The organism is Arenibacter antarcticus (assembly GCF_041320605.1).
Taxonomy (GTDB): Bacteria; Bacteroidota; Bacteroidia; order Flavobacteriales; family Flavobacteriaceae; genus Arenibacter; species Arenibacter antarcticus.
Genome location: NZ_CP166679.1, coordinates 3,332,042 through 3,345,332, shown reverse-complemented (window position 1 = coordinate 3,345,332; position 13,291 = coordinate 3,332,042). Strand labels below are relative to the sequence as shown.

The window sequence follows — 13,291 nt, the reverse complement described above, 5'->3', positions numbered from 1 at the left end:
ATCTTAAAATTATGTGGCTGTCGTTTCATTGGATTCGCTGTTTAATTTGGGTTTACTGCTTTTCCATCCTAAATAGGAAGCCACAACAGTAAGCAGCATTCCTAAAAATAGAAGATAACCTCCTAAACCAGGTATTGAAATAACATTAAAATTCAGGATTTTCGCATTTCCCAATAATGGCGGTTTATAGGTCATAGGTGTACCATCTGGATGGGTAAGTTTCATAATGGCACGGGGATTTAGATCGGTACCATAATCGGTCATCCAAGCATTAAAATCGTACATCCCCAAAAGTCCCAGAATGGACATCAACACAAACCAACCAATAAACCATTTATAGGTTACCTTGTTTAAAAATCCAAGAAGCCCTATCAATACCCCAAGAAACACCATTCCTCCAATTACCAATGGAAAAGCACTAAATTCCCACATCTCTTCTGCTTTAGGTAAGGTTTTCATCCCAATATAGTGATTTAAGCCATCTATATTTTGAATGTCAAATTCCTCAACCCCCCTAATTCCATCTATATGAATATTCATTCCCAACGGTTCCGGATATTGCGGAGCCCCCAGCATAATATTCCATAATGGAAAAACAAAGAGTCCCAGTAATAACAGTGAGCCAATAATCATTAATATACTTGCTTTTTTCATGTCTTTTCTTGTTAATACAATTACGAATTGAAAAGTGTTTTGGTAGGATGTTGCATAGTGCTATTTGTTAAAAAAGCGGGCAGTTCTTAAACATCGCCCGCTTTCCTAAAAAACTAAAAATAAGTAAAATCAATCTTCACCTAGGGACCAACTTAGTTCCAAATCGGAATTTGCTGGCGAAACCCTAACATACCCCTGCATTTCTTGGTGAAGTGCAGAACAGAAATCCGTACAATAGAATGGCCAGACACCTACTTTTTTCGGTTCCCATAATAGGGTTTTGGTCTGGCCTGGAGCAATTAATAATTCCGCATTTGTTGCACCGATCATAGCAAAGCCGTGAGGTACATCAAAATCTTGTTCTTGATTGGTCACATGGAAATATACCTTATCCCCTACTTTAATACCCTCTATATTATCCGGGGTAAAGTGGCTACGAATAGTAGACATATACACATGCACAACTTTTCCGTCCCTTACCAGTTTGGTGTCGTTAGGAGTTATGGCCGCATAGGGATGTTTATTTTCCGATAATTTAAAGATCTTCTTAACTTTTGGCATTAGGATCTCGGCAGGAATAGCTGCTGCGTAATGTGGTTCCCCATGCGTTGGGAAGTCCAAAAGCAACTCCATTTTATCTCCTGAAATATCGTATAACTGTGCGGAGTGCTCCATTTCTGGACCTACTGGTAGATACCTATCCTTGGTAATCTTATTCATTGAAACAAAATATTTACCAAATGGTTTTTGGGAATTACCTCCAGGAATCATTCCATGTCCTACGGAGTAATATGAAGGCTGTCTATCCAAAACTTCCCAAGTCCCTAGTTTCCATTTTACCACTTCAGAAGATATAAAGAAAGTGGTGTAGGCATTGCCCTTTCCATCAAATTCTGTATGTAATGGTCCAAGTCCAGGTTGTGAAACTACTCCTGCAAGAACATCCTCGAACTTTAAAATGGGAATACCATAAGCTTCTCCATCAAATTTTTCGTTCTCAATGGCGGCCAACATTTTGGTAAAGGAGTGTACTGTTAAATCTGCAGATAATTTACCGTTACCTACAATATACTCTCCTGAAGGATCAACATCACAACCGTGTGGGGATTTTGGGGTAGGCAAGAAATAAACCGCTCCAGGAACTTTGGTAGGGTCTACAGTCAGCACCTCTTTCTTCATTGTGGAGGTAGCCATATGAGTATCATCGTCATAAACATTATGGGCATACTCGGCGGGCATCATGGTTCCCCCTCCATTGTTTACATATTCTTCTATTTTCTTCCAGTTTACGGCAGCGATAAAATCCTTATCGTTTTGGGAAGCGTTTACTTCCAATAAGGTACTGGCCTCCTCGGTGTTATAGGTAGTGAAGAAAAACCAACCATGGGATTTCCCTCTTCCTGGATGCGACAGGTCATAATTGAACCCAGGCATCATTAATTGAAATTTGATGTCCATACGACCCGTTTCAGGGGCTACACTAATAAAGGACAAGGCACCTTTAAAATTCCCTTTATAATCCTTTATAGGCATATCTCGCTGTGGAACAGGAACGGCGAATCTTGTACCCGCTACCACATATTCCGTATTTTCTGTAATAAACGAAGAACTGTGGTTCCCAGCACTGTTTGGCACTTCAATAATTTCTGCAGTCTCAAAAGTTGTAAGGTCGATTCTAGCAATCCTTGGGGTATTGTTCCCATTGATGAAAATCCATCTCCCGTCTAATTCCCCATTGGTCTGGGAAATATCAGGGTGATGGGAATCGTCCCAAGGCACAAATCCAAAAGAGGTGTTCAACATGGGTTTGGTTTCTTCGGAATAGCCATAACCATTTGTGGGAAACTGCGAAAAAACAGGGATTTCCTTAAACATCCTTCCAGAAGGCAATCCGTAAACGGTAAGGTTACCAGTATATCCTCCAGAAAAGAAGGCATAGAACTCGTCATACTCTCCCGGACCAACGTATACCCGATCTGCGGCATTTGATCCCAAGGCTCCTCCGGAACTGGATTTTCCTTGGTTGTTACAGCTGGTCATCAGCGCGAAAACACCCAGCAATCCTAAAAACAAATTTTTATATTTTCTCATTTCAACTATTTAATTGTTTATTCTTTATTTAGTATTATTCTGTAGGAGGCAACATTACCTTATCCACCACATGTACAATTCCATTGCCGCCAGGGATACTGGCAATTATTTTTGCACCGCCAACATAGACATCCTCCCCTTTTACCTCAACGGGAACACTCTGGTTGTTTGCCTGTCCCAATTTTTTAAATTTCTTTATAAAATCCTTGCTGTAATTGCCGGGGGTTACATGGAACTTTAAAATATTAGCCAAGGCCTCCTTGTTTTCCGGTTTCAATAGATCTTCCACTGTACCTTCGGGCAAGGCGTCAAATGCCTCATTGGTAGGCGCAAAAACCATAAGAGGTCCCGCATTTACCAACACATTTTCCAAACTTGCTGCCTGCACGGCCGCTACCAAAGTGGTATGATCTGGCGAGCCTATAGCAATATTTAGCACATTAGGCGTAGAACCATCATCCTCTATGAAGGCCTGGCCCTGATTTGCATTAATTCCAGTTTCCGTAGAATTGGAGGTATCCGTCGTTGCGGTTTTGCCCTCATTTTTACAACTGAATACTAGACCCAGTATAAAAAATGATGCGAGACATGATTTTAAGTTAATGATTGGCTTCATATAAGGGTGTTTTATATTATAAGGTTCTAAAGTATTCCACGACTGCCCTGGCCTGTTCTTCTGTAAGTCCTTGATTGGCCATAGGAGATCCGTTAAACTCCATAAATAGCGCTTTCGCCAAAGGATCTTCTTTTACCATCCCTTCAGGATTCAGTATCATATTCATTACCCATTCCGGCGTACGTCTTTCCATTACACCATCCGGGGCCGGGCCTATAAATTTCTTACCTACCCTATGACAGGCCAAACACATTTGATCATATACTTCTTTTCCTGTTTTAGCCATGTCCTGGTCTATGTCTGCACCCAAAGTAATTGAGGTAATTGGACCAATTCCCTTATTAGTGAGATCAACTGTTTCGGATGCCTTCACTTCAGAAGCCGCTGGAGTAGCAGGCTTTTCAGTTTTGGTCTTAGCCCTATCAACACTAAAGCCCTCCTTTTTCTTTTCTTCCTTTCCCCCACAGCTCATGATCAAAGCTGAAAAAAGGATTGCAGCACTCTTAAAAATTATTTTCATCTGTTTTCTGTTTTAATAGTTATGGTCAATCTTTTTCTATTAGTAATCCTTAGATTTATCAATACTTTTTTGGCTTTTAATTCATCTCCGTTGAGTTTTAACTTATTATTAGGACAAAATTAGGATGCATAACAATAATATAACATGATAAAAATCATAATTCGGACAATTTCATCCTATTTCTTTTATCAAGAAGACCCTGCCCCCTTTCCTATATCAAAAAACTAACTAATAGATTAGCTTACAACAAGATATAGTACACCCATTTTTCATATGGAACCTCGATATAATTTTAAAATTAGGCAGTTAACCTTGCAAAATAGCTGCGTAGGTTTTTTAAATCTTTTACATATCTTAGTCCCAAGCAGCAGAAGAAAACCACATAACATGAACAATTACCTCATAAGTATCCAAGAAGATAGTTTTACATTCAACCAAGAAGATTTGGAAGCATTGGATATTATTTCCATTGGTGATTCACAATATCATTCCTTGTCCGACTTAAAATCATATGATATTAAAGTGATTCAAGCTGATTTTCCCAACAAGCTGATCACCGTTGAGGTAAATGGTAATACTTATCCCCTAAAGCTACAGGACCAGTACGACCAAATGGTAGATAAATTGGGAATGCTCGCAGCCAAATCACAGCAAATAAACAAAGTAAAGGCACCCATGCCAGGGCTTATAATAGACATTATGGCCACTGTTGGTCAAGAAGTTTCTAAAGGCACACCCCTACTGGTTTTATCAGCAATGAAAATGGAGAATATCATAACTTCCCCCGGACAGGGCGTTATTAAACGAATAGAGGTGAAGATCGACGATGCCGTGGTAAAGGGTCAGATTTTAATAGAAATGGAATAAGCTTAGATCACTACGAATATGAAAAAAATACTGATAGCCAATAGAGGAGAAATTGCATTGAGAATAATGCGGACTGTCCAAAAAATGGGTATAAAGACCGTTGCGGTATATTCGGATGCGGACAGGGAGTCCCCCCATGTGCGGTTTGCGGATGAAGCGGTGTATATTGGGAATTCCCCTTCCTCCGAGTCCTATTTAAATATGGAGAAGCTCCTGAAGGCGGTCCAAGACACCCATTCCGATGCAGTACATCCTGGATACGGATTTTTAAGTGAAAATGCCGTTTTTGCACAACTTTTGACAGAAAACGGGATTACTTTTATAGGTCCTAAACCTCATGCGATAAGAGTTATGGGCGATAAATTAGCTGCTAAGGAGACGGTAAAAGATTATAATATTCCCATGGTGCCCGGTATAGATAAAGCCATAACCGATATAGTCTTGGCCAAGACCATTGCCAATCAAATTGGTTATCCCATACTAATTAAGGCGGCGGCCGGAGGCGGCGGTAAAGGAATGAGGGTGGTCCAACAAGCCGATGAATTGGAGGAACAAATGCATCGCGCAATCAGCGAGGCTATAGCCGCTTTTGGAAGTGGGGCCGTGTTTCTGGAAAAATACATTGACTCCCCAAGGCATATAGAGATACAGATATTGGCCGATAATCACGGGAATACAGTACATTTATTTGAGCGAGAATGCAGTGTACAAAGGAGACATCAAAAGGTAATTGAGGAAGCTCCATCTGCGGTACTTACCCCAAAAATAAGAACCGCAATGGGTGAAGCAGCAATTATGGTAGCCAAAGCTTGTAATTATGTTGGTGCCGGAACCGTAGAGTTTTTACTGGATACGGACAATAATTTTTATTTTTTGGAAATGAATACCCGATTGCAAGTAGAACATCCTGTCACGGAGATGATTACAGGGATAGATTTAGTGGAACAACAGATCAAGATTGCAAGGAACCAAGTATTGGAACTATCCCAAGAGGAACTATCCATCAAAGGACACGCAGTTGAACTAAGAGTGTATGCAGAAGACCCCTTTAATGATTTTTTGCCCAGTATTGGCACACTAGAAACATACCAACGCCCCCATGGTCCTGGAATACGGTTGGACGATGGTTTTGAGGAAGGCATGACCATCCCAATTTACTATGACCCTATGCTGTCCAAATTGATTGCATATGGAAAAGATCGCCAAGAAGCCATACAGCGTATGCTTCAGGCTATAGCTAACTACAAGATAGCAGGTCTGGAGACAACACTGCCATTTGGTAAATTTGTCTTTGAACACCCCGCCTTTACCTCTGGTAATTTTGACACCCACTTTGTAAAGAAACATTTTACTACCGAAGCCTTGCAAGTACAATATGAGCAGGAGCGAAAAATTGCCGCTTTGGTGGGACTTAAACTTTATTTGGAACACAAGGCACAACTAAAAATTCCCGATCGGGAAAAGTCTAGCTGGTCATTAAAAAGAACTAATAAATAAAAAATTTATAAAAATTTTTTATTTTACACACCCAGAACTGTCCAAAATGACAGTTCTGACCTCTCCCAAGGAGAGGTGAATAGAAAACCCCGACCCAAGGGTCTAAGAATTTTTAGATTAAGATCCATAATTATTATAAAGCCTATTATTTAATGAAGGAGAAAGTAAAAACAGTGGCGGAAAAAATTGCACTTTCCAAATTGGGAGGCGGAAAAAAACGGATGGATGCCCAACACGCCAAAGGTAAATTAACGGCCCGTGAACGAATTCATTTTTTATTAGACGAGGGCTCCTTCGAAGAAATGGGCGCTTTGGTTACCCATAGGACCACGGATTTTGGAATGGACAAACAGATTTTTTATGGTGATGGGGTGGTCACTGGATTTGGAACGATCCACGGACGGGAAGTGTGTGTTTTTGCTCAAGATTTTACGGTATTTGGAGGTTCTCTTTCCGAAACGAATGCCGAGAAAATTTGTAAAATAATGGATATGGCCATGAAAATTGGTGTTCCTATTATAGGACTTAACGATAGTGGAGGCGCAAGAATACAGGAGGGGGTTCGCTCTTTGGGCGGTTACGCTGATATTTTTCATAGAAATGTTATGGCATCTGGGGTAATCCCCCAAATATCCGCCATTATGGGGCCCTGTGCCGGAGGGGCAGTGTACTCCCCTGCTATGACTGACTTTACCCTAATGGTAGAAAATACCAGTTATATGTTTGTTACCGGCCCTAATGTGGTAAAGACTGTTACCAATGAGGAGGTAACTTCCGAAGAGCTGGGCGGGGCCATCACCCACGCTACCAAGTCTGGAGTCACCCATTTTACAGCTATGAACGACATGGAATGTATAGCCCAGATAAAACAATTAATCAGTTATTTCCCCCAAAATTGTGAAGATATACCAAGTTCGCTCCCCTATTCATTACAAACGGAAATCAGGGAGGATCTGGAAACCATTATTCCTGAAAACGCCAATCAGCCTTATGATATGCGACATGTCATCCAAGAATTAATAGATACGGACACTTTCTTTGAGGTACATAAACTTTATGCAGAAAATATTGTGGTAGGATTCGCCCGTTTGGCAGGCAAAAGTATCGGGATAGTTGCTAATCAGCCTATGAGTTTAGCTGGGGTGCTAGACGTGGACAGCTCCAAAAAAGCTGCCAGATTTACCCGCTTTTGTGATTGTTTTAATATTCCCTTATTAGTATTGGTAGATGTTCCTGGATTTCTACCCGGCACGGATCAAGAATGGAACGGTATTATTACTAATGGCGCCAAATTACTGTATGCCCTTAGTGAGGCCACTGTCCCCAAAATTACGGTCATTACCAGAAAAGCCTATGGTGGGGCCTATGATGTAATGAACTCTAAACACATTGGGGCCGACCTAAATTACGCTTGGCCCACTGCCGAAATTGCCGTAATGGGCGCCAAAGGGGCAAGCGAAATCATCTTTAGAAAGGAGATCATGGACGCCAAGGACCCAGAAAGCAAACTAAGGGAAAAGGAACAAGAATACGCAGAAAAGTTTGCCAATCCCTTTAGTGCAGCAGAAAGAGGATTTATAGATGAGGTTATCCTCCCCAAGGATACCCGTAGAAAATTAATTAAGGGGTTTTCAATATTGGAAAAAAAGGTAGTTAATCTGCCCAAGAAGAAGCATGGAAACATACCTTTGTAAAAGAACATTTTCCAAATAAAAAAAGCCTTGGCTATCAAAATATGAACAGTATAGAAGACTTAATAGAATTACTTAGCTTAGAACGTATAGGCGATACTACTTTTATCGGACAGAATTATCAGGCTCCATGGGGCAGGGTATTTGGAGGACAAGTGTTGGCACAATCCCTGCATGCGGCCTATCAAACGGTACCAGACAATAAGATTGCCCATTCCATGCACGCTTATTTTATTTTAGGGGGAGACCTTAGTATTCCCATAACCTACGAAGTGGAAAATATTAGGGACGGAGGTAGTTTTGCAACAAGACGAGTAGTGGCCAAACAAAATGGTAAGGCTATTTTTAATATGGCCGCTTCCTTTCAAGTAAAGGAAGAGGGAGTAGATCACCAGATTTCCATACCTAATGTAATAACCCCTAAAAAACTATTGAACAGTTTGGATCAGCTAGAGGAGATGGAGCAAATAGACCCCTATACCTATAAATTTATCCAACTTACACACCCCAAAATATTCGATTTTAAACCAGTGGAACGGCTTAGCGCCCTACTTACAAAAAATGGGCCGCCTTTTAACCATATGTGGATGCGTTCCGCAACACCAATAACGGCCAGCTTGCCGTTACAACATCAGTTGTTGGCCTATATGTCCGATTACAATATCCTTACTACCGCCTCCCTTCCCCACAGGGAACAGCTGAGAGCGGATAAAACATTTTATGCAAGTATTGACCATGCCATTTGGTTTCATCGCGATTTTAATATTGCCGACTGGCTTTTATATACTATGGATAGTCCAAGTGCCTCCAATGCCAGAGGTTTTTCTAGGGGAAGTATTTTCAACCGACAGGGAACACTAATTGCCTCGGTAGCCCAAGAAGGTTTGATGCGAAAAATGAAGTGAACTAAACACCTGTCGTTCAACGATTTGTAAAGGACTACGAGCCCTACCCAGATTCCACCTTGAAAAAAAAATGTTTATTCAAAGAAGTACTATGGCCATCCTATATAAGTAATCTGGGATTGCATTTTTAGCTTGACCCTCCATATAGTCCGTTTGTGGCCTATTACAGGAAAATTACACTTCCTTCCACCTGCCATAATACCGCTCACCCTTTAACCCTTTTTTCTCCTTTTCATCAACTTAATTTTTGTGTGGACCATGTTTAACCGTGATTTGTAATAAAGTGATATCTCATAAAGTTGATGACAAATTAATCAGTAAAGAAATCTATTCTGAGGGGTTTAAATAGCTGGGAATATCGTGGTCAGGAGTTATTTGAAAGCGTTCTGTTGGTTTAGTCTAAACATCACCGCCATAGTTCTTTACACTTTTAATTCTAGGATCAGTACCGGATTTGCGTTCGATTAAGAAAATAAAACCTCGAGGCATTGACATCGAATAATTTTTAAATTTAATTTATGAAAGGCATCCGGTATTTAAAGGAATTATTTTCGGGAAAAGGAAAGGAAATAAAAGGCACCATAACACTTAAGTTTTTCTTGACTTTAGTGTTATTCTGTTTTTTCATGGCGTTCTTATCGCTCTTGTTATACTTCTTTTAAAAAAAGATAGTGCCATTTATTAATTCTTTCAATAATCCTTACAAGAAACAATTTCTTTTTTGATGCCCTCATAAATTGGTCACACTTTTCTTCACATAAAAAAAATTACAATTACCCTAAATAAAGTCTATTTCAAAATGCGGTGTGGATTAATTCCATAATATTGGAAATATTCCATAATTTAGCATACCTTTTTTGGAATGCTATGAACAAAACAATACTCCATTTAGATTTGGATACTTTTTATGTATCCGTAGAGCGACTTCAGGACAGTAGGCTTAACAATAGGCCTATATTGGTTGGAGGCACCAGTGATAGAGGTGTTGTAGCTGCTTGTAGTTACGAGACCCGAGGCTTTGGGGTGCATTCCGGAATGCCCATGAAAATGGCCAAGGAACTTTGTCCAGAAGCGGTAATCATAAAAGGAAACGCAGGAAACTACAGCAAGCAATCGGATATTGTAACCGATATCATCAAGGAACAGGTACCCTTGTTCGAAAAATCCAGTATCGATGAATTTTATGCCGACCTTACGGGAATGGATCGTTTTTTTGGTGCCTACCAATACTCTTCGGAACTCCGCCATAAGATCATCAAAGAAACAGGGCTTCCTATTTCCTTTGGATTATCCGTAAACAAAGTGGTATCAAAAATAGCAACCGGTGAAGCCAAACCCAACAATCAATTAAAAATAGATTATGGGGATGAAAAACCGTTTTTAGCGCCCTTGTCTATACGGAAAATACCCATGGTAGGTGACAAGACCTACCAAACACTCCGCAATTTGGGACTGCGCCAAATAAAGACCATCCAAGAGATGCCTATGGATGTGATGCAACGGGTATTGGGAGCCAACGGCGGACTAATATGGAAACGCGCAAACGGGATGGACAATACCCCTGTAATTCCTTATTCGGAACGGAAATCTATTTCTACCGAACGTACCTTTGACAAAGACACCATAGATGTGATAAAACTCCGTGGCATTCTTATTGCCATGACGGAAAACCTGGCCTATCAACTCCGGAGAGGGGAAAAACTGACCGCCTGTATTTCTGTAAAGATCCGTTACTCGGATTTTAACACCTATTCCAAGCAATTAAAAATTCCATATACCAGTGCAGACCATATTCTGATCCCCCAGATTCTAGGTCTGTTCAATACGCTCTACAATAAAAGGCTATTGGTCCGTTTAATCGGTATCCGTTTCAGTCACTTAGTACATGGGAATTATCAGATCAACCTATTTGAAGATACCGAAGAAGCACTAAATCTATATGCCGCTTTAGATAAAATAAGGGAACGTTTTGGGGATAAAAGTGTTATAAGGGCATCCGGATTGGGCGCCAAGACCATAGGTAGAATGCAAAACCCCTTTAATGGGCAGCCCCCTGTGGTATTGGCACATAGGAAGCAGTAAATAGTATTGAGATGTGAGTATTGAGATATAAGTACGTCTCTTCTTAGCTTTTTTAACTTTTTAACTGGATAACAGCATAACTGGATAACTCCATCACATGGGTGAATAGAATTGAGATATGAGTATTGAAATGCGCTTTTTCACCTTGAAATACGCTACAAAGAAAAAACAAAAGCTCCTCCTTTAAGGATTATCCTATTTCCGGTACGTTTTCAAATTATCACATTACTTCATTAACCCATCTGTATATTTTCACATTGTTACATTGATCCATTGGTTTTATTCCTATTTCTGAATAACTTTGGGTAAAACCTAAAATATGGCAGTAGAAAATAAATTTGAAAATGCAATTGAGCGGTTTGACGCTGCCAATAAAGAAGATCCCAATACCGAACTATGGCAAGGCAAAACCTACCCAAAAGAGCTGCTGTACGCCATTAGGATGACAGATAAATTAAAGAGCTTTGCTCCAAATGCCTCCGAAGCTCTGCAATTAACGGCTCGCTCCCAGCATATTCAAAGATGGGAGATTCCGAGGGATACCTTCGAGATGGGGAGAAAAGGCTATCTTAAATGGCGACAGACCCTACAAAAATTTCATGTAGAAAAAGCTTCATTCATTTTAAAAGAGGTAGGGTATGAGCAGGAAATCATCGATCAAGTAGCCTTTTTGTTGCAAAAAAAACAATTGCAAAAAAATGTGGAAACCCAGACTCTGGAGGATGTAATCTGTTTGGTATTCCTAGAATACTATTTTGAGGATTTTTCAGCAAAACATCCAGAGGAAAAGCAATTGGATGTACTGCAAAAAACCTGGCGAAAAATGTCTCCTAAAGGACATGAAGCGGCACTACAACTCCCATTGTCCCATCAAGCGAAAAATACAATAACAAAAGCCATAAAAGGGTAATGCCAATCTTTAGGAATACGCTAAAAACAAGGTGATTATTTCTAAAGACCGGGTAATTCCAATATGTACTATATTTGTAAATCAGCCTATTTATTTGTAGTTAACCGCACTCTAGAAATATTTCTAATTTAATATCAATTATATATGAAGATCGTTATTTTGGATGGATACACCCTTAACCCCGGTGATTTAAGCTGGGAAGGTTTAGAAGCTTTGGGATCCCTGACCGTTTATGATAGAACTCCCTATGATTCCGCTAAAATTGTGGAAGCCATTGGCGATGCAACTATTGTCTTTACCAATAAGACCCCCTTGCCTAAAGAGGTGTTGGAGAAAGTGCCTGCCGTAAAATATATTGGCGTTTTGGCCACGGGATTCAATATAGTGGATATAGCTGCTGCAAAATCTCTGGGAATGAAAGTTACCAATGTACCAACCTACGGAACTACCGGGGTGGCACAAATGACTATGGCGCTATTGTTGGAAATGTGCCATCATGTTGGAGAACACAATCGTGCTGTAAAGGACGGACAATGGACCAACAGCAAGGATTTTTGTTTTTGGAATTACCCATTAATCGCATTGGAAGGCAAAACCATGGGAATTATTGGCTTTGGAAGTATCGGCCGTGCCACCGCAAAATTGGCCGAGGCTTTTGGTATGAAGATCCTTACTTCGGGAAGTCGAAAACGACCAGAACTTGAAAATAAAAATATTAAACAGGTAGAAATGGAGGAGCTTTTGAGTCAATCCGACGTAATAAGCCTTCACTGCCCCTTGACTCCCGAAACAGAAGGTATTATCAATACTGCCAACATTTCCAAAATGAAGGATGGCGTGATGTTGATAAACACCTCTCGCGGACCATTAATTGTGGAAGAGGACTTAAAAACGGCCTTGGACAGTGGGAAAATAGCGTTTGCGGCAGTGGATGTAGTCTCCCAAGAGCCGATTAACGCAGACAATCCTTTGCTCCAGGCAGAAAACTGCATTATTACCCCCCATATTGCATGGGCCCCGTTAGATTCTAGAAGAAATCTTATGAATTCTGCAGTAGAAAATTTGGAAGCATTTATTAAGGGTAGTCCTCAGAACGTAGTAAATTAAATATTTTTACTTGTTTTCTAAAAGAAGTTAAACACCTTCTCTTGACGCCAAGGGAGGGTGTTTTTATTTTACATTCCCAACTATCCTAGGGTTACAAACATTTGAAATGTATATACAAATAACGTAACTTAAATATTTTTCCAATAAATAAAATTTTCCATAAATATTTAACTGAGTCTTACCCAAATATCTTTTTTCATTTTCTTTGCTTGTCCAAAGAAAACGAAACAAAAGAAAAGACACCTTATCTAGATAAATTTTTTAGATCTGATCTAAAAACCGGTTCAAAAACTCCGCGCTTTTTAAGAAAAATAAAAAGCTGAATCTCGGAGCTTTTTAAACCTATTTTAC

At 40.0% G+C, this 13,291-nt stretch carries 12 protein-coding genes; 8 read left to right on the top strand and 4 right to left on the bottom strand.

Annotated features, from left to right (window positions below; translation table 11 throughout):
- Positions 1 to 9: 9 nt before the first annotated feature.
- From KCTC52924_RS13835 to KCTC52924_RS13820, 4 genes are all read right to left on the bottom strand, one after another.
- Positions 10 to 654, bottom strand: coding sequence for a hypothetical protein (locus KCTC52924_RS13835; RefSeq protein ID WP_251806657.1), 645 nt, complete (start codon positions 652 to 654; stop codon positions 10 to 12).
- Between the two features lie 129 nt (positions 655 to 783).
- Entirely contained in the window at positions 784 to 2,745 is a 1,962-nt protein-coding gene (nosZ, locus tag KCTC52924_RS13830; protein WP_251806656.1) for a Sec-dependent nitrous-oxide reductase, read from the bottom strand.
- A 34-nt stretch (positions 2,746 to 2,779) separates the two neighbouring features.
- Complete coding sequence (locus KCTC52924_RS13825; RefSeq protein ID WP_251806655.1) at positions 2,780 to 3,361, bottom strand: fasciclin domain-containing protein; 582 nt, start codon at positions 3,359 to 3,361, stop codon at positions 2,780 to 2,782.
- 16 nt (positions 3,362 to 3,377) lie between these two features.
- A complete protein-coding gene (locus KCTC52924_RS13820; protein ID WP_251806654.1) occupies positions 3,378 to 3,881 on the bottom strand; it encodes a cytochrome c in 504 nt (167 codons plus the stop codon).
- Between the two features lie 387 nt (positions 3,882 to 4,268).
- Between KCTC52924_RS13820 and KCTC52924_RS13815 the strand changes: the two genes are divergently transcribed.
- The 8 genes from KCTC52924_RS13815 to KCTC52924_RS13780 all read left to right on the top strand — a co-directional run bounded on the left by KCTC52924_RS13815 (position 4,269) and on the right by KCTC52924_RS13780 (position 12,940).
- Entirely contained in the window at positions 4,269 to 4,748 is a 480-nt protein-coding gene (locus KCTC52924_RS13815) for an acetyl-CoA carboxylase biotin carboxyl carrier protein subunit (RefSeq protein ID WP_251806653.1), read from the top strand.
- 18 nt (positions 4,749 to 4,766) lie between these two features.
- A complete protein-coding gene (accC, locus tag KCTC52924_RS13810; RefSeq protein ID WP_251806652.1) occupies positions 4,767 to 6,245 on the top strand; it encodes an acetyl-CoA carboxylase biotin carboxylase subunit in 1,479 nt (492 codons plus the stop codon).
- Positions 6,246 to 6,397: 152 nt separating this feature from the next.
- Entirely contained in the window at positions 6,398 to 7,939 is a 1,542-nt protein-coding gene (locus KCTC52924_RS13805) for an acyl-CoA carboxylase subunit beta (protein WP_251806651.1), read from the top strand.
- A gap of 41 nt (positions 7,940 to 7,980) precedes the next feature.
- Positions 7,981 to 8,841: an acyl-CoA thioesterase II gene (locus KCTC52924_RS13800; RefSeq protein ID WP_251806650.1), complete on the top strand. Its 861-nt coding sequence runs from the start codon at positions 7,981 to 7,983 to the stop codon at positions 8,839 to 8,841.
- 360 nt (positions 8,842 to 9,201) lie between these two features.
- On the top strand, positions 9,202 to 9,309 hold the full coding sequence (locus KCTC52924_RS13795; RefSeq protein ID WP_353057466.1) for a DUF6747 family protein: 108 nt from the start codon (positions 9,202 to 9,204) through the stop codon (positions 9,307 to 9,309).
- 399 nt (positions 9,310 to 9,708) lie between these two features.
- On the top strand, positions 9,709 to 10,923 hold the full coding sequence (gene dinB, locus KCTC52924_RS13790; protein ID WP_251806649.1) for a DNA polymerase IV: 1,215 nt from the start codon (positions 9,709 to 9,711) through the stop codon (positions 10,921 to 10,923).
- A gap of 319 nt (positions 10,924 to 11,242) precedes the next feature.
- Positions 11,243 to 11,833, top strand: coding sequence for a DUF4202 domain-containing protein (locus KCTC52924_RS13785; protein WP_251806648.1), 591 nt, complete (start codon positions 11,243 to 11,245; stop codon positions 11,831 to 11,833).
- 144 nt (positions 11,834 to 11,977) lie between these two features.
- A complete protein-coding gene (locus tag KCTC52924_RS13780; RefSeq protein ID WP_251806647.1) occupies positions 11,978 to 12,940 on the top strand; it encodes a D-2-hydroxyacid dehydrogenase in 963 nt (320 codons plus the stop codon).
- The last annotated feature ends 351 nt before the right edge of the window (positions 12,941 to 13,291 follow it).